General features: G+C 46.0%; 18 protein-coding genes. 8 read left to right on the forward strand and 10 right to left on the reverse strand.

What is annotated here, in order from left to right:
- The first annotated feature begins 6 nt into the window (after positions 1-6).
- Positions 7-1,398 carry a 5-methyltetrahydrofolate--homocysteine methyltransferase gene (locus V7R42_RS08075; protein WP_334019668.1) on the forward strand — a complete coding sequence of 464 codons (1,392 nt, stop codon included), beginning with the start codon at positions 7-9 and terminating at the stop codon, positions 1,396-1,398.
- 117 nt (positions 1,399-1,515) lie between these two features.
- Here V7R42_RS08075 and V7R42_RS08080 read toward each other — a convergent pair whose 3' ends face one another.
- From V7R42_RS08080 to V7R42_RS08105, 6 genes are all read right to left on the reverse strand, one after another.
- The gene (locus V7R42_RS08080) at positions 1,516-2,370 is read right to left on the reverse strand and encodes a pirin family protein (protein ID WP_334019669.1); all 855 of its coding nucleotides are present in this window, start codon (positions 2,368-2,370) and stop codon (positions 1,516-1,518) included.
- A 12-nt stretch (positions 2,371-2,382) separates the two neighbouring features.
- Positions 2,383-4,143, reverse strand: coding sequence for an amidohydrolase (locus tag V7R42_RS08085; RefSeq protein WP_334019670.1), 1,761 nt, complete (start codon positions 4,141-4,143; stop codon positions 2,383-2,385).
- A 10-nt stretch (positions 4,144-4,153) separates the two neighbouring features.
- Complete coding sequence (locus tag V7R42_RS08090) at positions 4,154-4,522, reverse strand: c-type cytochrome (protein ID WP_334019671.1); 369 nt, start codon at positions 4,520-4,522, stop codon at positions 4,154-4,156.
- 64 nt (positions 4,523-4,586) lie between these two features.
- Positions 4,587-5,297: a hydrolase gene (locus V7R42_RS08095; RefSeq protein ID WP_334019672.1), complete on the reverse strand. Its 711-nt coding sequence runs from the start codon at positions 5,295-5,297 to the stop codon at positions 4,587-4,589.
- Between the two features lie 143 nt (positions 5,298-5,440).
- Complete coding sequence (locus V7R42_RS08100) at positions 5,441-5,863, reverse strand: YybH family protein (RefSeq protein ID WP_334019673.1); 423 nt, start codon at positions 5,861-5,863, stop codon at positions 5,441-5,443.
- Positions 5,864-6,185: 322 nt separating this feature from the next.
- Positions 6,186-6,362, reverse strand: coding sequence for a hypothetical protein (locus V7R42_RS08105; RefSeq protein WP_334019674.1), 177 nt, complete (start codon positions 6,360-6,362; stop codon positions 6,186-6,188).
- A gap of 115 nt (positions 6,363-6,477) precedes the next feature.
- On the opposite strand from V7R42_RS08105, the gene V7R42_RS08110 reads away from it, so the two are divergent.
- Positions 6,478-7,248, forward strand: a complete 771-nt coding sequence (locus tag V7R42_RS08110; RefSeq protein ID WP_334019675.1) for a sulfite exporter TauE/SafE family protein — start codon at positions 6,478-6,480, stop codon at positions 7,246-7,248.
- A gap of 85 nt (positions 7,249-7,333) precedes the next feature.
- Here the strand turns inward: V7R42_RS08110 and V7R42_RS08115 are convergent, their stop codons facing one another.
- From V7R42_RS08115 to V7R42_RS08125, 3 genes are all read right to left on the reverse strand, one after another.
- Entirely contained in the window at positions 7,334-9,448 is a 2,115-nt protein-coding gene (locus V7R42_RS08115) for a TonB-dependent receptor plug domain-containing protein (protein ID WP_334019676.1), read from the reverse strand.
- A 71-nt stretch (positions 9,449-9,519) separates the two neighbouring features.
- Positions 9,520-9,930 carry a hypothetical protein gene (locus V7R42_RS08120; protein ID WP_334019677.1) on the reverse strand — a complete coding sequence of 137 codons (411 nt, stop codon included), beginning with the start codon at positions 9,928-9,930 and terminating at the stop codon, positions 9,520-9,522.
- Positions 9,931-9,992: 62 nt separating this feature from the next.
- Positions 9,993-11,315, reverse strand: a complete 1,323-nt coding sequence (locus V7R42_RS08125) for a sigma-54 interaction domain-containing protein (protein ID WP_334019785.1) — start codon at positions 11,313-11,315, stop codon at positions 9,993-9,995.
- A gap of 151 nt (positions 11,316-11,466) precedes the next feature.
- Between V7R42_RS08125 and V7R42_RS08130 the strand changes: the two genes are divergently transcribed.
- The 6 genes from V7R42_RS08130 to V7R42_RS08155 all read left to right on the forward strand — a co-directional run bounded on the left by V7R42_RS08130 (position 11,467) and on the right by V7R42_RS08155 (position 18,954).
- Entirely contained in the window at positions 11,467-12,069 is a 603-nt protein-coding gene (locus tag V7R42_RS08130; RefSeq protein WP_334019678.1) for a Tll0287-like domain-containing protein, read from the forward strand.
- A 368-nt stretch (positions 12,070-12,437) separates the two neighbouring features.
- Positions 12,438-14,018, forward strand: coding sequence for a cytochrome ubiquinol oxidase subunit I (locus V7R42_RS08135; RefSeq protein WP_334019679.1), 1,581 nt, complete (start codon positions 12,438-12,440; stop codon positions 14,016-14,018).
- Positions 14,015-15,151 carry a cytochrome d ubiquinol oxidase subunit II gene (cydB, locus tag V7R42_RS08140; protein WP_334019680.1) on the forward strand — a complete coding sequence of 379 codons (1,137 nt, stop codon included), beginning with the start codon at positions 14,015-14,017 and terminating at the stop codon, positions 15,149-15,151. Before V7R42_RS08135 ends, cydB begins: the two co-directional genes overlap by 4 nt.
- A gap of 10 nt (positions 15,152-15,161) precedes the next feature.
- On the forward strand, positions 15,162-15,275 hold the full coding sequence (gene cydX / locus V7R42_RS08145; RefSeq protein ID WP_012519975.1) for a cytochrome bd-I oxidase subunit CydX: 114 nt from the start codon (positions 15,162-15,164) through the stop codon (positions 15,273-15,275).
- 330 nt (positions 15,276-15,605) lie between these two features.
- Positions 15,606-17,309: an ABC transporter transmembrane domain-containing protein gene (locus V7R42_RS08150; protein ID WP_334019786.1), complete on the forward strand. Its 1,704-nt coding sequence runs from the start codon at positions 15,606-15,608 to the stop codon at positions 17,307-17,309.
- Positions 17,302-18,954 carry an ATP-binding cassette domain-containing protein gene (locus tag V7R42_RS08155; protein WP_334019681.1) on the forward strand — a complete coding sequence of 551 codons (1,653 nt, stop codon included), beginning with the start codon at positions 17,302-17,304 and terminating at the stop codon, positions 18,952-18,954. The genes V7R42_RS08150 and V7R42_RS08155 overlap by 8 nt, the downstream gene beginning before the upstream one ends.
- Here the strand turns inward: V7R42_RS08155 and V7R42_RS08160 are convergent.
- On the reverse strand, positions 18,944-20,518 hold the full coding sequence (locus V7R42_RS08160) for a sugar porter family MFS transporter (RefSeq protein ID WP_334019682.1): 1,575 nt from the start codon (positions 20,516-20,518) through the stop codon (positions 18,944-18,946). The genes V7R42_RS08155 and V7R42_RS08160 overlap by 11 nt on opposite strands.

The raw sequence follows: 20,518 nt of genomic DNA on the forward strand, positions 1-20,518 counted from the left end.
ACGCACATGAAAAATAGATTAGTATTAAGCGCTATAGCTAGCGCACTTTTGCTTGCAGGCTGTGGTGACGCAGAAACCAATATTGTAGAGCTGGATCCTATTGAGGAGCCAGGAGATGATCACGACCACGACGGCCATGATCACGATGACGACCACGACTCAGATTATGAAATTGAAAGTGAAGGCCGATTAGTGGTTGCCGATGCTGCATCAAATACGCTCACCGTCTTTGATCTAGATGATAACTCAGAACTTGATACGTTTTCTGCAACTTTTGATGGAAGCAGTGTAAGTGCCTCTGCAGACTATCGTTTTGCAGTCATCAACAGCCGAGCAAACGGATTAACTGAGTTTCTTGATGGTGGGTTATGGCGTGAAGATCATGTTGAACATTTACATGATTACAAAGAAGCCCCAAGTTTGTCTGGTTTCACGCTAGAGGGTAGCCAACCGACTCACATAGTAACACATGACGGTCAGCTTGCTGTGTTTTACGACGGAAATGCCGATACCAGCATGCCAGCTGGCGTAAAAGTGGTAACTGATACACAAATTGCCAGTGAAATAACAGAAGTTCCTACTTTGGAATTTACTGTAAATATGCACGGTGTCGCGGAACCGCGTGGAGACATGCTAATTAGTACTGTACGTCGTGATGATGCAGAGTCTCGTTCTGCTAATCCAATCTTGCCAGACAGTGTTGCGGTATATCACTGGCATGATGGCGAGTACGAAGAAGAGCAACGCTTTGATGGCGAGTGTGCTGATTTACATGGCGCCGCTCAAAACGAAATCGCTGTGGCATTTGGCTGTAGCGACGGCGTATTAATTCTCAACGAAGATGATGAGGTATTTACCAGCGCGTTTATTGACAACATTGATGGGCTTGGCGATCTGCGCATTGGCACAATGTATGGACATGAACACGCTGAAGCCTTTATTGGTATTGCTTCACAGCACGGCGGTGGCAGCGCCATCTTGGCCAATGTGTCGCCTGTAACTAGCACAATGAGCGTGATTGACTGGCAGCCAGAGACTGACGCTCATGCAGTGTCATACGGTTTCTCAATGGGCGGCGAATTCTTTGCAATTCTAGATGACAAAGGTTTTGTAACGCTGCTAGAAGCGCACGAGGAAGATGGTGACACTCACTGGGAGTTTGCGCACAAAATTGATGTGGCCAGTGCCAGCGCGGCAAACCTAACGGATGACCAGTCATTTAGCATGGCGGCATCGCAACATGAAGAAGCCTTGTTTGTTGTTGACCCTGTTGCGCAATCTATCCTTGCTGTTGATTTGGAAGCCGAGACCACGGAAACCTTGCTTGAACTGGACTTTGAGCCTGCAGGTGCAGTTTGGCTAGGTATTGCTGAAGAACACGAGCACGACGATCACTAATACGCAGTAGTGATTAAGTAAACAAAAGAGCAGGCTATAAGCCTGCTCTTTTTGGTTTCAATGTACCTTGTGCTTAAAGCCATTAGTTTGTTGCTAGAGCTGCTTACAACAACAGCTTTATTTAGGCAGCGGAATAAACTCTTGGTCGTCACCCGGAATAGTTGGGAATAACCCGTTTGCCCAACGAGCCTCAGCGTCTTCTATTTTCTCTTGAGAGTACGCCAAAAAGTTCCAACGTAAAATGGGTTGTTTCTCCATTTTCTCTCCACCTAAAAGGAAGTAGCGACTGTTCTCCATGGTTTCAATTTCACTTTCATCGTCCAATAGCACAAATTCGCCTGCGCTAAAAACTGCATCGCCTAGTTTTACTTTTCCGGAAATAACGTAACAGGCCGTTTGAGATTTGCGACACGGACGCTCAATAACCGCTCCTGCTTCTGTTATCACATCTAAATAAAACATGGGTGAGTACGTCTTAACCGGTGACGTATAGCCGTACGCTTCCCCTGCAATTAGTCGCATCAGTACTTTTTCACGATGTATATACGGCAGTTTAGCTTTGTTAACGTGTATAAAGCTGGGCTCCATATCTGCCTTTTCTTCAGGTAATGCAACCCAGCACTGTAGACCGTTTAGCACATGGTCACTGCCTCGGGTTTCAATGGTCTCTCGCTCAGAGTGAACAATGCCTTTACCCGCTGTCATCCAGTTTACGTCGCCAGGCTGTATTTCCTGAATAGTGCCTAAGCTGTCTCTATGCAGCATACTGCCTTCCATTAAGTAACTAATGGTGGCCAACCCAATATGCGGGTGGGGCCTAACGTTAATGCCGCTGCCTGCTGGGAAATGTGCAGGTCCCATATGGTCAACAAAAACAAATGGGCCAATGCTCCTTGCGTCAACGTGAGGAATAATGCGACTTACTGAGAAACCGCCTAAATCTTTTTTGTGAGATGAAATTCGTTTTGCCATGATCTTTCTCAATTAACGTTGTTGGGAGAAGTTAACCGGTGACCACGCGGGCTCGGCTGTTTCTATTGGTGTTGCGAGTTCTGGGTACTGCTGTCTATCGGCAAAAACGACGTTGCCGTTTACGACAGTTAACTGTGCTTGTGTGTTTAGCAATGCTTTTTCACTTACTGTTAAGATATCGTGGTTAAGAATAGCAAAGTCAGCGTAAAAGCCAGGTCGTAATCTACCCTTAACGTTTTCTTCTCCAGATAGTGCAGCGCTTCCTTGAGTAAATAGCTTAAGGGCTGTTAGCCTGTCTACATGCTCTGTACCTAAATCAAAACCACCCACGGTTTTTCCACTCACTGCCCAGTAATAGGTTGCCCATGGATTAAAACTTGAAACGCGGGTACCGTCTGTGCCTAAGCCGACTGTGATACCAGCACTAAGCATTTGCTTTATAGGGGGCGTGCGCTTGGCTTGCTCGGCGCCATATCGCTCAACGAAATCTTCACCAGCAAAGGCCATACGACCTTGCACGGCAATCGAGCCACCTAACGCTTTAATGCGCGCTAGGTTTTTATCAGACACCGTCTCTGCGTGGTCGATTATCCAGCGCACGCTATCAACGGGCTGTGTTGAGTGAATATGTTCAAGTACATTTAAAATACGTGTTATAGATTGGTCGTAAGTGGCATGGAGTCTAAACGGCCACTGCTGTAAAAGGTGCAGACGAATAACCTCTTCCAGCGCATCTTCGGCTTCGCCTGGAAGTTCAGGGCGTGGCGCACGAAAGTTTTCATAGTCTGACGCTTTATAAGTGAGTAGCTCGCCACCGCCTTCAATTACATAGCCATTGTCTAAATGAATATGCTGGTTTTGATTTGCTTCATACTTACTCATCCATGTAGCAAAACTCACCATTTCTTTATTAGGCACTTGTGGGAACAAGTAATTAGAAACCCGTATCGGTAACTCACCGAGCTTGGCAAGGGTTTTACTGGCTGTATAGTCTTCAGGAAAGGTATGGCCACCGCCGCCTGCGTCTACTACGCTGGTTACGCCTAAGCTAAGTAGCTTGCGATAAAACTGTCGACTGGAATTTAACTGCTCATTTGCGCTTAGTTGAGGCAGCGCGGCAATGGTTTTATATAAAATCATTGGGTTGGGTTGAGCAAGCAAAACACCTGTGGGGTTGCCGTTAGCATCTCGCTCTATCACGCTTCCCTTTGGTGCTTGGGTGTCTTTGTCTATTCCCAGTGCTTCAAGGCCTTTTTTATTGAGCACACCACCTGAGTAAAGATGAAGCACAAATACCGGTGTGTTTGGCGCGATGTCGGTAAGCTCTTGTGGTGTCGGTAAGCGCTTCTCTTCAAATTGATAAGGGCTGAAACCTCCAATGACTCTTACCCATTGACCCTTGGGCGTGCGTTTGGCTTGTGCTTCTAGCATGGCTAAGCCTTCTTTCAAGCTTGTAATACCTTCCCAGCGAGTTTCTAAATTATAAAAACGTCCTCCACGCGTTACGTGCATATGCGAGTCATTAATACCTGGAATGAGCCGCTGTCCTTTTGCATCGATTACTTGAGTGGCACTATCTGCGTCTGCTAGCAGCTGTTGGGCATCTTGCGAAAAGGCGCTAAATTTACCGTTTTCTACGCTAAGAGCCGTATAGGTTTGGCCGCTCGCATTTGTGATTTTTGCATTTACCACGACCAGATCTGGGGCAGCCATTGCCTGGCTAGCGCCAAACAATAGAGCTACAATCGAAAAACGTGACAATAATAAATTCATGGGATAGCTCCTAGTTATTGCTGCTTTGGCTAGTGGTTTGTTTACCTGGCTGGGCTGCAAAATAAGTGGCTAGGGCGTCAATATCGTCATCGCTAAGCCCTGATGCATTGGGGCGCATGATGCTGGCCATACCGCCTTTCCTGATGCCGTCGCGATAAGCTTTAAGTGCATAAACTAGGTACGGTTTGTTCTGACCTGCCAAATTAGGGTTACTTTCAATGTTGGCAATGCCTGTTTCACCGTGACACCCCATACAGTATTGTGAAAGTGTTTGGCCTTTTTCGTATTGCGCGCTATCGGTATTAGCGCTAACGCTGAAAGAAAGTGTTGCGATATGAAGCGCAGTCAATAGTGCTACAAGTGGGTGCAAAGCTCTCATGTTAAACTCCTCGTGCAGTAACGATACAAGAGCGACAGGTCACGGTGACCTGTCGCATTAAAGGCTACTGGCCTTCTTTGGCGTTAAACATTTCGGTTGCGTAGATAAGGCCTAAACCGTATCCCCCAGCATGTTCTTTTGCGATGTTTGTCACGTCCACATAGCTTTCAGTGCGAGCCCAATCACGTTGAAGTTCTAGAAGGTACTGCAACCAAGTAATGGGTTGGGCACCTGCCTGAATCATACGCTGAACCGCCATGTCGTGAGCTTCTTTAGATACACCGCCAGACGCATCGGTTACAAAATACACGTCATAGCCTTCTTCAATGGCAGACAGCACTGGCCCTACACCACAAACTTCTGTCCAAAGCGCTGCAATAACAATTTTGTTCTTTTTAAATTTCTTAACCTTGTCAGTAACTCGCTTGTCTTCCCAGGTGTTCATCGTAGTGCGGTCGATAGGTGTTTGGTCGGGGAATACAGCTTTTAATTCCGGGAAAAGCGGGCCGCTGAATGACTTTTCAGCTACGGTTGTCAGAAGAGTAGGTACGTTAAATGCTTTTGCAGATTTTGCCAGACCTGTAACGTTGTTGCGCACGTCTTCGATTGAATGTGAGCGTGTTGCAAACGCCATTTGAGGCTGGTGATCAATAAGAATAACCGTGTGATTGTCGGGGGTCAGAAGGCTCTTGGCTGGCTCTCCCGCTTGCACAGAAGGAACAAGAAAGGTTAAGCCAGTAACAAGTGCTGCCATTGATTTTTTAATATTGAACATTGTGATTTCCTCTTGGATTAAGTTTGTTGTGAATACTTCGTAAACTTCGAGATAAATCTTATGTTCGTTTTTGTTTATTTAAAATGCGTAAAATTTCATCGAATTATTCTAATTTTTAGAATAGATGCATTAGTTTGAGAAGATCACGCAAAATCTAACAAGTCAGTACCGAAGAAGTTATCGATGGCACAGCGCCATTCACCACTTGCATCCCTTTGCAGAACGTAAACGGCGCGCTTACCCTCGCAGGGTAGGGCATTGGGTGTTGCTTTTGGCACAAGGTAAAGCTTGGCGACGACTAGCGCTACGTCACCGGCTTGTATAACCCGTTCGTCTCCGGTGGTAACAAAATGGTCGGGCATGAATTTCTTTTGAAATTTAAGCAGGGCGTCAACGCAATCGCGTTGCGTTGCATGGTCTTCAGTGGTCTGATTCTGCGTTGAGCTGGACATAGGGGTTGCGACCACTGTTGCATCGCTCGCATAACATTGGGATAAGGCGTCTTGATCGCCGCGGTTTACTGCGTCATGCAACTGTTGTAACACGTGAGATATTGAATTGTTCATGGCTGTCGTTCCGTTATTTTTACCGCAAGACGAGCCAATAAAAAACCCGCCTTTGCGGCGGGTTTAGTGAATTCTATGTACGCACTAGCTAACCCGCCCATTCCTTAGAATAGCGAGAATAATAATCAGCGCAGAGGCTGAAAAAGCAGTATGTGTGGTCGTGTTTTTAGGCATAGTGTTTAAAAACAGTGTGCTGCTAGTGAGTATTTAATGACCTGAGTATCCTGTGCACCAAAGAGAAAGTCAACGAGTTTTTTAGGTGAAAAAATTAGACCAAATGCGGATGGGTGAGTAAGCGTTGAGGATTAGGTTTAATGCTAGTCTAGGCTTCAAATATGGTTATGCGAATAATCGAGCCCTGTTTCAAACATTCATAGATGTCTTCATCAGTAAAGCCACTGTTATGGAGAATTTGCCTAGCAACAAGCTTGGCATCTTTTGTACTATTTCTGTCATTTAATATTTGAAGTGCTTTGTTTAAGTAGTTAACTGAAGGCATGATAAAAGCCTCATGTGCCACACTTTATCGCTGTTTATTAATTGAACGAATAAAGGTGGCGTTGTGATCACTTAAGCGTCGTAAAGGCATCACAAATTATGGTGGAGTTTAAATCTTGGATTTACTTTATAGTTGGTTAACGGCTAATGATGCGTTGTCGATGTCAACGTCAGTGGTGCTTATTGTTACATCATTCTTTACGTCTATGATGACAGCAACACTGGGTATTGGCGGCGGGGTGTTATTGCTTGCTGTAATGGCTGGTACTATGCCAGTTAGTGCGCTGATCCCCGTTCACGGGTTGGTGCAGCTTGGTTCCAACGGCAACCGCGCACTGATGACGGCAAAGCATATCGACTGGAATATGCTGAAGTATTTTTCTTTAGGCGCAATCGTTGGCGCTTTTTTGGCCTCGTTTATTGTGGTTCAGCTGCCGCTCGTTATCATTCAGTTTGCAGTTGCCGCATTTATTTTATTTCTGGTGTGGGGGAGTAAACCCAAAGTACAAGAAATGAGGCCCGTGGGTAGAACATTGGCAGGGTTGGTGACCACCTTGGTTTCAATGTTTGTAGGCGCTACAGGGCCTTTGGTTGCGGCATTTGTACACCGAAATAATTACAGCAAAATGCAGATAACCGGTACGTTTGCCAGCTGTATGACACTCCAACACGGTCTTAAAGCGTTTGTTTTTACCTTTGTAGGGTTTTCTTTTGCGCAGTGGGCGGGGCTTATCATTATTATGATTGCCAGTGGTACGCTCGGTACATTTTTCGGCTTGAAAGTATTAAAGCGTGTGCCGGCGGAGAAATTTATGCTGGCGTTTAAGATTGTAGTGACGCTGTTAGCCTTGCGCTTACTATGGCAAGCTTTAGTGAGTTTACTTTAATTAAAAAAAAACGAGAGCTTAAGAGGCTTGCTTCTCAAGCTCAATAAATTTTGTTTTTAATGTTTTATCGCTTTCGTGCCACTATTTAGAAGCGATAGCTTAACGACAAATGCCACTCGCGCCCAGCACCAGGTACTCGTTCTCCCACTTCCACATCAGTATTCATTACGCGGTTAATTCCCCCAGTATGTGGTGAGTACTGCTTATCAAACAGATTATGAATAGTCGCTGTTACCTGCAGGTTTGACTGCGCGTTATCAAAAAACGTTAAAAGCCCAGAAATATGAACCAATCCATACCCTGCTGTAGACGCTTCATTTTGCAGAGCTGAAACGTGGTTTTGGGCGCCGGCTAATTCAGACGTAAACTGCATTTGAAGCGGCGCATCAAATACCTGGGTATTCCATTGAACTGTTGTTGTTAAATGCTCTGGCGCAATACGGAATAAGGCATCGTCAATATCGTCGCGGTTGCCATGCTGGATAGTGGCTACTGCACGCAAACTCAAGGCATCGGTAAGCTGGCCTTGCACCGTGATGTCGGCACCCTTGATAACAGCATCGGTATTCGTCCACTGAAACGGCTCAGTACCAGCCATCATGGTAGATACCATGTTCGCTGCCATATTCATGCTGGGTGAACCTGTTATGTAATCTTCTATATCTTGATAGAAAAGTCGGGGCGAGATAGTCCAATTTCTATAGGTGTAATCTACACCCACATCTAATTTGCGCGCGGTTTCATTGTCTAATTCAAGGTTACCTATGTAGTTAAAACCGTCGGCCATGCCGCCCGAGATGCCAAGCGGTAGCCAGGTATAGCGCTCGAAATAGGTTGGAGCGCGATTTTTCTGAGAAATGCCAAGGACGATATCAAGCGAGTCGCTCGCATGGTATCGCGTAGTCGCGGCGACATCTAACATGCTGTAATTTTTGTCACGGTCGGCAGTGTTGAAGCTGTTTACAAGCGTTGCAATTGCTGGGTTAATCATCACCATGTTAGAACCCGCTTCTCCAGCATCCATACTAACACGGGTATATCGCGTACCTAGTGTAGATGAATATGCATCTTTGTTTATCGTCCATTGGGCATAAATACTCGCGGTATCTCTTTCTGCATTAGTAAAATTATTTACAAAGAACATACCGTTATTTGGGTTAGTAATAACAGAGTTATTCCGGGTGTGGTGTAGGTAAGCGCCCAATTCTAGCTCGCCGCTTTCTAAAGGCATAACGTACTTGGCATCTAATCCCTGAGCGATAGCGTCAGCGTTGTTTTCTCGCGCCATATTCTCAGACATTATCATGCGCTGGGAAAAGTTATCCATGGCGTGTTGGTTACTGTTGCCAAACCAATTTATAGCAAAGTACTCAGCTTCCCCAGCGTTATAGCGATAACCGACTCGGTACCAGGCTGCATCGATGAAACCGATATCCATAGCTAGGGCAGGTGTGCCGCTTTCATTGGTGTTTAGTTGTTGGTAGCTGGCGTCAAATTGGTGTTTTCCCCATTCATAGCCAAGCCTAAATTTGCCGCCATTTCTTTGGTAGTGACTATTAGGTATAACGGTGTTATCGCCGGATTCTCGCTCATCACGCTGCTGATGCATGAACGCGCCGCTAACGAAAGCTTGGTCAGTTTTGTAAAGTACATTGCCCTGATATTGTTGCCCGCTTCCTGGGGAAATTAAACTGGCGTTTACACTGCCAGTAATGCCGCTTCCTAAAGCAAAAAGGGATGCCGCATCGGCGTTAATATGAAGTTTGCCGCCTAGTGTTTGTACGCCAGCACTTACAGGTACAATACCGCGATATAAAGTAGCGGTAAGCCCTGGTTCTGGTAAAACGTGGGATAATGGCGAGTCCATTGAGTTAGGGCCAGCGCCAGTGATGTCGACGCCGTCAATGGATACACCCACTCTATCGCCAAACAAACCTCGATATTGAATGAGGCCTGTAACCGGGCCGTTTCGCGAGATAGAAACTCCGGGCAGTAGTGCTAACTGAGCGCCAAAGTCCGCGTCTATGTTGGTTGCGGCAGTTACCGCTTCTCGCTCTATTTCTGTCACATTATTAAGCGAATAACCAATCACTGTAATTACTTCTGTTGAAGCGCTATCAATGAACTCAGATGTGTTTGCACAAACGTGTGCAGATGTGCAGGCAGCTGTAACAGCGAATGCCAATAAAGAATACTTCATAACAATTCCATTAAATAAACGAACTATATGCACGGCTAAACCATGCGTGTTAAGTGTGCTTTTAGGTTTTGTTATGCGAGAGGTGGGGCGCGGCCTAGCGGCGCCGCAAAGGCAAAAGATGTGTAAGGCGCTGCTGCAAGGCGAGACGCTAAGGCGCGATAGCGCACAAGCGAAAGCACCGTTATTGAATCTGCCAGAACATTATCAATGTGCGGAAGGTCGGCCAACGTGCCGTTGGTACAATCTACGTGCTCAACAGGTGCTTTAAGTAGCTCAGGGCTTATAAATACAAACTTACCTTCAAGCGCTGTTGCACTCACAGATATATAGCGCATGGTTTTGCCAGTACAGATAAGCTCAATGTCATCGCCCACGAACCCACGGGCATGCTGCATTGTATGCGAAGCAAGGCCTAGTGCTAATGCATTTTGCAAAAGCATACAAAGGCAGAGTGTTAAGGCTATTAGGCGTTTAATCGACATTTTTTATCTTTTTAAATTGCGCACTTTTATCATAGCCTGCGAAGGATGGATATTTCCACATTTTAATTAAGTTCTTTAACATCGGCCTTTTTTAGTTTTCGGTAAAGCGTGCGGGTACTTACGCCTAATGCGTCCGCGAGGCTGTTTATATCGCCTTTAAAGGTGCTTGTTACCTGAGCAAGATAAGCATCTTCTACCTCGTCGAGAGTCATAATATCCTTGCCAAGATTAAATTCGCTTGTTGTTAGTGGGTATTGATCATTTCTACCCTCCATTGAAGCGTTATCCTCGCCGATGAACTCGTCTAACACGGGGAGGTCCGACTCGTAGATCACGGTCTCATCGGCAAGTAATACTGCTTGATCAACGATATTGCGCAACTCGCGAATATTGCCCGGAAAGGCGTAGCTGCTTAATTTTTCGAGGGCTTTTTTATGGAAACGCTTTTTCTCGTGGGACTGGGCTAAAAAATGCGCTGCAATCAGCGCAATATCTGACTTTCTCTCTCGTAAGGACGGAAGGTTGATAGGGAAGCCAGCTATTCGATAGTAAAGGTCACGCCTGAATTTCCCCTTTTCTACCATTTGCTTTAAATTTTTATGCGATGCACACACCAATCGGAAGTTGGCCTTCTTCGAAACTACGCTTCCCACAGGGCGGTAAGTTTGGGTTTCAAAAAGCCTTAGCAGCTTCACCTGCATGGCAAGGGGAATATCGCCTACTTCGTCAAAAAATAAGGTGCCACCCTCAGCCGCCTCTACTAGCCCTTTTTTATTAGTGGTCGCGCCGGTAAACGCGCCTTTTTCATAGCCAAATAACTCACTTTCAAGCAACGCATCAGACAATCCGGTACATTCAATCACAACGAACGGTTTTTCAGCCCGATGGCTACTTGAGTGCAGAGCCTGAGACACCAGTTCTTTCCCGGTTCCGGTTTCGCCAAACAGTAAAACGGATATATCTGAGTTCGCAGCGCGGTTAATTTTATTCAGCATTGTTTTAAATGCTTCTGACTCGCCAATCATTTTTCCAGCAGAGGGGCGGTTCGATGCAAAGGCAAGCTTATCTAGGATCTCCAGGAAACCTATTAAATCCCCGTGACCGTCGAAGATAGGCCGCATTAGAATGTCGCAGTAGCTTTGGCCCTCGCTGGTGGTATGGATATGCACCACGCTTGCTGCCCGGCCCGACTTTTTACTTTCCTGCATAGGGCACTGCTCGCCGCATTGGTCGCAGGGTTTATTGTTTCGATGAGATATCTGATAACAGGTGCTATAACCGAGCTTGATATCGATAGGGTAAGTATCTCTGTAAGGCGCATTGACTGCCTCAATAATGTAGTTTTGATTGATGAAAATAGCGGGCTTGTCTATTGCATCTATCATTGCTTGTACAATTGATATGTTCATTGTCAGCGTATTAGTTAATGCTACTTTTATCTTGCCAACTTAACATATTGGCATAGAGCTTGTTGATTGTTTCAGTTGAATCACAATGCCTGAGTGACAATACGTCCGTCAATAGGAGAGTTACACAATGAAAAAACGCATCTTTTTAATTGCGTTGGGGTTAGCCGTGAGCGCCGGGTGCCCTCTCGCTAATGCACAAAACAATGAGCCAACAGACAGCGACGTGCACGCAAAAGTGCAGCAGGCAAGAGTTCACGCTAAAGCCCTTGGTGGAGCGCTTAAATCTAGGCTAAAACAGGCAATTCAGTCTGGCGGTTTGGAAGCGGGTGTTGAAGAGTGTCAGTTGGCCGCCGAGCCTATCGCCGAGGGGCTTAGCCAACATGGGTGGGAAGTAGGGCGTACTGCGCTAAAAGTGAGAAACCCGAATAATGCGCCAGACGAGTGGGAGCGCGAGCAGCTAACGCTTTTCTCTTCTCTATTGGAAAAGACTAAGCTAGAGGGTAAGCCGCCGTCTACGCCTATGGATACCTATAAGTATGACAGTGACAGTGGCGAGTTCCGGTACATGATGGCTATTCAACAAGGTCAAGTTTGCATGGCGTGCCACGGCGCCCAAGTTGCACCTTCAGTAAAAGAAACCATATTAAAACATTATCCTAAGGATGAGGCCACTGGGTTCGAACTTGGTGAATTGCGCGGCGCGTTTACGCTGACCTATTCGCCGCAGTAACTTAAGTTAATGTTTTATCAGCTGAAGCGAAAGCTCTATTCTCAACCATTTTAAACCACACTACGACGTTCCCGTCTTCTTTTTATTTGTGTCAATTCTGTCACTTATAATGACAAAATTGGCGCAAGCTTGATGTTAGATCCTTGCGATGGATCAAAGTGCGCAACTTTTCGCCATGGAATAATTGTCCTGCACAGTACGAATAGACTGTCATTCATCAGTTGTTAGTTCAGATTAACGAGAAAAGTGATGTATGGCACAAACCATGCTCTAGCTGTGTTGAATATTCATGTGATAACCACTGAATAACCAATAAATTTATTTAAGGTCAAGCGCTTACCGCGCAAAAGAGACGAGGGAGATAACCCATGAGCGATACGTTAGTAGAACTATCGCGGTGGCAATTTGCATTAACTGCGATGTTCCACTTTATTTTTGTACCCTTAACACTAGGGCTAAGCTTTCTACTTGCCATCATGGAGTCGGTCTATGTGATGACAGGTAAAGAGATATACAAGCAAATGACCCAGTTTTGGGGAAAGCTGTTTGGTATTAACTTTGCCATTGGGGTCGCCACAGGCTTAACCATGGAATTCCAGTTCGGCATGAACTGGTCATACTATTCCCACTATGTCGGCGATATCTTTGGCGCGCCTTTGGCTATTGAAGGGCTTATGGCCTTCTTCTTGGAGTCTACCTTTGTGGGGTTGTTCTTCTTTGGCTGGGATAAAATGTCTAAGGTGAAGCACCTTATGGCTACTTGGTTAGTTGCCATTGGTTCTAACTTCTCAGCGCTTTGGATCCTAATCGCTAATGGCTGGATGCAGTACCCTGTAGGCGCTGAATTTAACTTTGAAGCTATGCGTATGGAAATGACCAGCTTCGCTGACGTTATTTTTAACCCTGTAGCACAGGTTAAGTTCGTTCATACGGTTTCAGCCGGTTACGTGACCGGCGCCATGTTTGTGTTGGCAATCTCTAGCTACTATCTACTAAACCACAAGCATATTGCGTTTGCCCGTCGTTCGTTTGCAATTGCAGCCAGCTTTGGCTTAGCTTCAACCTTGTCAGTTATTGTTTTAGGTGACGAAAGTGGCTATGAACTTGGTGACGTGCAAAAAGTGAAATTAGCTGCAGTTGAAGCTGAATACGAGACGCATCCCGCGCCTGCGCCGTTTACAGTATTCGGTATTCCGAATGACGAGAAACAGGAAACCGAATTCGCCCTTCAGATTCCGTGGGCAATGGGCATCATTGCTACTCGCTCGTTAACCGAAGAAGTGAAAGGTATTAAGGATCTTAAAGAAGAGAATCGCGAGCGTATTTTAAGCGGCATCAAAGCCTATGAAGTGCTTGATGATGTAAGAAATGGTACTGCAACAGCTGAGCAGCGCGCGGCCTTTGAAGCCAACAAAGACAGTCTTGGCTACGCCATGCTGCTTGAGCCCTACACAGACGATGTGTCAAACCCATCAGAAACCGCCATTCAACAAGCCGTTGACTACAGCATTCCTGCGGTGGCCCCACTATTTTGGAGTTTCCGAATCATGGTTGCCGCAGGTTTTATTATGCTTGCTCTGTTCTTATGCGCATTTTATTACAGCACAAAACATAAAATCACCAAGCCTCGCTGGCTACTAAGAGGCGCTCTCTATGGTTTGCCACTTCCTTGGGTGGCGTGTGAAGCAGGCTGGTTCGTTGCAGAATATGGTCGTCAGCCATGGTCAATTGCAGAAGTATTGCCGGTGCATACCTCAGTGTCTAATTTGGCGATTAGCGACGTGGTAACCACTATTGTTGCCTATACCGTCTTCTACACAATAATGTTTATCATCGGCTTTTATTTGATGAAGAAATTCGCGAAGAAAGGTCCTGTGCCTCCAGAAGATACAAAGACTGAAACTGAGCTTGATCTTATTGACCTTGATGAGCAAGGAGCAAAAGCATGATTGATTATGAACTGTTACGCGTCATTTGGTGGTGCTTAGTTGGCGTGCTGCTAATTGGGTTCGCCGTAACTGATGGCTTCGACTTAGGAGTGGGCGCTTTGCTTACCCTTATCGGGAAAAATGACAAAGAACGTCGTGTGATGATTAACACCGTTGGACCTCACTGGGACGGAAATCAGGTGTGGTTTATTACCGCTGGTGGCGCCATTTTTGCGGCGTGGCCAATGATTTATGCTACCGCGTTTTCCGGTTTTTACCTTGCTTTAGCGCTAACGTTAATTGCCTTATGGATGCGTCCTATTGGTTTTGATTACCGCAGTAAATTACCTAACCCACAGTGGCGCAAAGCCTGGGACTGGGCGCTATTTGCAGGTGGCATTATTCCGTCGCTCATCTTTGGCGTGGCGTTCGGTAACCTGCTATTAGGTGTGCCTTTCGAGCTAGATAGCACCCTTAAATCAACCTATACAGGTTCGTTCTTTGGTTTGCTAACGCCTTTTGCTTTGGTGAGCGGATTGCTGTCAGTAGCTATTTTACTTAACCACGGTGCGACCTGGTTACAAATGAAAACCGATGGTTTTATTGAAGTTAGAGCCCGCGCCGTGTCAGTAGTATTGAGCCTTGTAGGCGTAGCCTTGTTTGTTATTGCAGGTTTTTGGGTAGCATTTGGCTTAGATGGCTTTGTGATTACCTCTGCAATAGACACTATTGCTACATCGAACCCGCTTAAGAAAGAGGTAGCTATTGAAGCGGGCGCTTGGATGAGCAATTACAGCAAATATCCTTTCATGGTGGTAGCCCCTGTATTAGGTGTAGTAGCTGGTCTTGCCTGCGCGTTCTTCTCTAAGAAAGGCAATCCGGGTATGGCGTTCGTATCAAGTGCACTGTTTATCGCTGGCGTAATTTTAACCGCGGGATTTTCAATGTTCCCGTTCTTAATGCCTAGCATCACAATGCCAGAAGCTAGCCTTACCGTATGGGATGCAACATCTAGTCACATGACGCTAAACGTTATGTTCATCGTTGCCTGTATCTTTGTGCCCATTGTACTGAGCTACACCGCTTATAGTTTTTACGTGATGCGTGGTCGTATCAAAAATGATGACCTCGACCAATCTCACACTATCTATTAAGGAGATATTTATGTGGTATTTCGCTTGGATATTAGGTGTTTTACTGGCGTGCTCTTTCGGCATTATTAATGCGATGTGGTTAGAAGCAACGGAAAACATGGATAGACCCGAAGACCAAGAGTAGAAGTGGAGGTAGGCTGGCCGCAAGAACTCTCAGCCAGCCCATCACTTCTTCAAAGAGAAAGTGAAAAAGAAGCGCGGAGTTCACCCGTTTTCAAACACGCCGTAAACCCATCCATGGGGGCTCTTCAACAGCGTCCCTGCTGCTGAAGGTTTGAAAACGGGTGAGCACTGCGCTATCAGAATTATTGAAAGGTGAGGGAAGGCGTTCTTGTAGCCAGCCCACCACTTCAAAAAAGTTAAAGAAAAACGAAACAACATAAAAAGATAGAAACGAACAGTGACTAAAGAAAAGGTTCCCAACAGGCAAACACTTACTAAGTGGTGTAAGGAAATGGATAGCGCGCTATCGCTTGGCTTACGCCGTTCGCTTATATCACAGGTAGCAGTTAAGTGTTTGTCGCTTTTTTCTTTAATCATTGGCTTTTATTATTTTTCTAATATTGCCCAAGACTGGGTGGTGAATAAAACATCCACTACCCGTGGCGATATAGTAGGGCTTATTTGCAGCTTAGCATTGTGCTGGTTATTTCAAGGCGCGTTTAACGCCCTTTCTAGTATGGGTAAAGCAAAGGCACTTGATAAACTTGAAGTGCGTTTGAAACAAGTGTTTGTCGCTCGTCAGCATGCGCTTATCCGCCAGCACTCAGTATATTACTGGCAAACTCTTTGGCTGCAGCATATGCAGGCTTTTACCGATTGGGCGCTAGAATATCGGGTACAGCAAATGATAGCGGTGATAGTGCCATTGCTGGCTTTAGCCGTTATTTTCTACGTAAACCCTGTAATTGGTTTTGGTCTACTGCTTACACTACCTGTTGTGCCGCTTTTTATGATCATCGTAGGCAAAGGAGCGGCCGCGCTGCATCGCAAGCACTTTATTGCGCTTGAACGATTGGGTAGCTTGTTTACGGATCGCCTAGCTGCATTGCCTATGCTGGCTAGCTTTCAGGCTCACCAAAAACAAACTGATTTATTGAAGCAAGCCAGTGATAATTTAAATACGCGAACTATGAAAGTGGTGAGTGTGGCGTTTCTATCTAACAGCGTGCTGGATTTTTTCGCCACGCTTGCCGTGGCCTTAGTGGCGGTATTTATCGGTTTTTCATTGTTGGGTGAATTAGATATTGGGCCTGCAATAACACTACAGCAAGGTTTGTGGGTGCTGCTTACCGTACCCTTACTGTTAAGTGAAATGAAAAAATTGGGTCAGATCTATCATCAAAAAGCACAGGCAGAAGCCGCGCAAGACGAACTTGCTCCTTTGTTCTCTGTGTATATTCAAGCTCAAACTACAATGCTTTCAGATACAAAAGAGAATAGCCATTCTGAGCGTATAAACGCTCCTCGCGAATCTTTGCTTTCAGCTTCTCACTTTAACATTTTTGAGATGAACGCGTCGTTATTTACGTCGTTATCATCCTCTACAAACGAACTGCCTGCATTGCTTAGTGCAGATAGCCTTAATGTTTTTAAAGGCGATAGAATTTTACTCAGCGGTGCTTCGGGTTCTGGTAAAACGCTGTTGTTAGAAGCACTCGGTGGGCAGCGCCCTGCATCTCACAAATTTAACGAGCCGGTTGTGTGGATCACGCAGCACCCAGTGGTAACACCAGGTTCGGTAAGAGAAAACCTGTGCCTTGATGACAGCTATACGGATGAAGCGCTTAACGAGGTGCTTCACGCGGTAGAATTAGGGCAGTGGCTAGCCCTATTGCCCTATGGATTAGACACATTAATGACAGATTACCCATTACTTTCTGGGGGCGAAGCGCAGCGTCTATCTTTAGCGCGGGCTTTGTTGCGAGACGCAGGCATATGGTTATTGGATGAACCAACGGCGCATTTACCAGATCCCCAACATCACAGACTGGCTCAGCTTATCAACCGCCTAGGTGACAACAAAACCTTGATTTGGGCTTCGCACAAGGCACTGCCTGCCAATTGGTTCACACACTTCTGGGCTATCAAAGACGGTGAAGTGAAGACAGTATCAATTGCTAGCCAAAGCAAAGAGCAGGCGTCGACAAATGAATAGTACTAAACCCGCCTATTTAACGTTATTGCTCGCCCTAGCTCATGGTGTAGCAGGCATCAGTATCTTGGTTATTTCTTCTTGGTTTATTGCCGTCAGTGCAATTGCGCCTGTGGGCTTTAACTATGTCATTCCTGCTGTTGTTATCCGCGCACTTGCGCTACTTCGCATTGCATCAGGCTACGCCAGCATGTGGGTTGGCCACAACGATTTACTCGCTCGGATAGCCAATATTAGATTAGGCGTATTCAGCCAGCTTGAAAACAGCCAGATCAATGAAAAAGCCTTAACGACCGAAGCACTAGCTCATCATACTGAAGAGCTTGCTAGTCGTTGGATAGCGTGGATAGCGCCCCTGTCTAGCATTATGTTTATTTTCACAAGTCTTTGTTTTATAGCCACGTGGTTTGACTTTCCTGGGGCAGGATTACTTATTGCCCTATTTGTTGCGTGGTCGATAGCCGTTGTACTACAAGGGCTAGAGGCGCTTCGTATCGCTAAGCGCGCAACGTGCGCGAATGCCGAGTTTAGACAATCGTCAAACAACTTGTTAAATAGTAGTGCAATATGGCATTTAAACAGGGGGCTTGAAGGTCAGCGCGAAGACAATGCTACTTGGGAGCACAATAGCCATAGCGCTTCTAATGCCAGCACGCTAGATGGTAACAAGAGAAAAGCATCGAACATAGTCGGACAAAACGTCAGTGCTAAAGCAGTATGGAAAGAAAAGATCGCACAAAAAAATACCGCTAATCGCACCGCGTGGTGGTTTCAGGGTATAGCGTTTTTGCTGGTTGTGCTAATGATGTCTGGTGCTTTATCTATCGCGCAGACAATGGTTTTTGCTCCCATCGCTATCGTAGTGCCTATGGTATTGCTTGCGGCGCCCGATTGGGCGGGGAACGCTTTTTCAAGCATATCTAAATTTGCACAATACAAACAAAGCGTAAAAGCGCTTCAGCAAATGAAAACAACGCCCATTAAGATGCTTTATGAAAGAGAGATAAATACCTCGATAACATTAACGGATTTTTCGATAAAAGGCCGTCGCACAAATAAGGTGAACACAAGCCTGCCGGCAAAAGGTGTGGTTTGTGTCTCAGGTGCTTCCGGTTGTGGTAAATCATCTTTGCTTCAGGGGCTCGCGGGGCTACTTCCTGCCAACGGAAAACGAGAGATTGATGGTGTAAACATGCCTTCTGGCTTAGTAGTAAACTGGCGCTATGTTGAGCAAGAGCCCATTATATTATCTGGCACGCTTGCTTTGAATTTAGATCCTGCTGGAAAGGCAATACCACACAATAATATGACTATGTTGCTGCAAGAGCTTGGCTTAGATAAACGCATATTGTTGTCTACCTGGGTAGGCAAAGCGGGAAGGCCACTGTCCGGTGGTGAAAGAAAACGCGTAGCGCTAGCTCGGGCTATTTTAGCCAAGCCACGCGTTTTACTTGTGGATGAGCCGTTTGAAGGCTTAGACATTCACACTCAACAACGTGTATGTGAGGTGTTAAACCGCTATGCAAACGATAAGCTGGTGATAATTGCTTCACACGTCACCCCTACAGCCCTTGCGGTGCAAAAAAACGTTCAGTTAGACGAAGCGAGTATAGTTACCGTTAATGGCGAGCATCGCGCTACTTTGTAGCGAACTGTTCAAAGTCTTTTGTAATGTCTTCCAGGCTTCTTCCTTTGGTTTCAGGGAAGAGCTTGGCAACCAGTATCAAGCTCACTAAAGCAAAGCCGCCGTATATAGCAAAAGTGGCGGCAGCCCCTAAATTGGCTAGCTCCCATGGGAATACCATTTGAACCAAGAAGCTTGTGAGTGAATTCACCATACCCACCAGGGAAATAGCAAGTGCCCGAGTTTGGTTAGGAAATATCTCGGCCAGCATGGCCCACATAACAGGGCCCAACGACATAGCGAATGAGGCAACAAAGGCAATGATGCCAAAAAGCACTAACGGCGCATTCATAGTGATACTGCTAGTAAGTAGCGGTTGTTGATAGGTGTCGTATTCATTGCTTGTTAGAACGGCCTTAAGCGCACGTTTAAAGCTTACATCTGAATAATAGGTTTCTTTGATTAACGGAGTTAGCTTGGCAGCGACCGAAGGACTCTCTTGGGAAAGTTCTGTAATCTCAGTTTGCTGCACTTGATATGTTGCCTGCTTAAATCCATAAGCGCAAATAGCCATACTTATCACTACACCGACAAGACCTACCAACAACAAAGGCTTTCTGCCCCACTTGTCGATTGTAAGCATAGCGACTACTGTAAACGCTACGTTTACCACGCCAATCCACACTGCCTGCATAAATGCCGCATTGGTACCTACACCGCTTTGTTCAAAAATCGTGGGCGCGTAAAAAAAGATAACGTTAATGCCGGTAATTTGCTGCGCAATGGCGATAATAATGCCCACCATTAACGGAAATCGCATGGTTTTTGCTTTCAAAAAGCCAAGGCGCTCGCCTAGTGACCAGGATTTTTCTTTCAACGATAATGAAATGTCTTCAACCAGCGCTTTTGCCTGTGCTTGGTCGAATAAGCGGTTTATTACCTGCTCTGCCTCTTCCTGACGCCTCTTTAATACCAGCCACCTAGGGCTACGCGGAATAGTAAACAGTAAACCAAACCATAGTGCTGCGGGGATAACCTCAAGGCCTAGCATGTAGCGCCACAAGTGTGTGTCTATACCCCATTCAGTAACCCAACCTGCACCGCTATTGCTTAGCTGTAGCAGGTAATAGTTGGTGAAGTAGGATAGGGCGAAGCCAAATACAATATTTAGCTGGTTCACCGACACCATTTTGCCTCGGTTTTCAGGGGCGCTTATTTCCGAGATATACAGCGGGGCAATGATAAGCGAACAAAACGCAATGCCGCCGATAAAGCGAGAGAGCACTAATAGCTCGAAATTAGGGGCTAAGGCGGAGCCGACAGAAGAAAGCAGGTAGAGGAAAGCGACAAGGATGAGTGCTTTGCGCCTGCCAATAGCGTCACTAACGCCGCCGGCAAATAGCATGGCTATTAGCGCACCTAGTGTAGGTGAGCTAACAACGAAACCTTGCTGCCAGTCGCTTAGGTTAAATTCGGCATCGATAAAGCCGTTGGCTCCCGCAATTACACTAGCATCAAAGCCAAAAATAAAGCCTCCAAGAGAGACAATGAGTGTGTAATACAGCGACGGAGACAGGGCTTTATTCAT

The sequence above is a fragment of the Alteromonas sp. S015 genome (assembly GCF_036864485.1).
Taxonomy (GTDB): Bacteria; Pseudomonadota; Gammaproteobacteria; order Enterobacterales; family Alteromonadaceae; genus Alteromonas.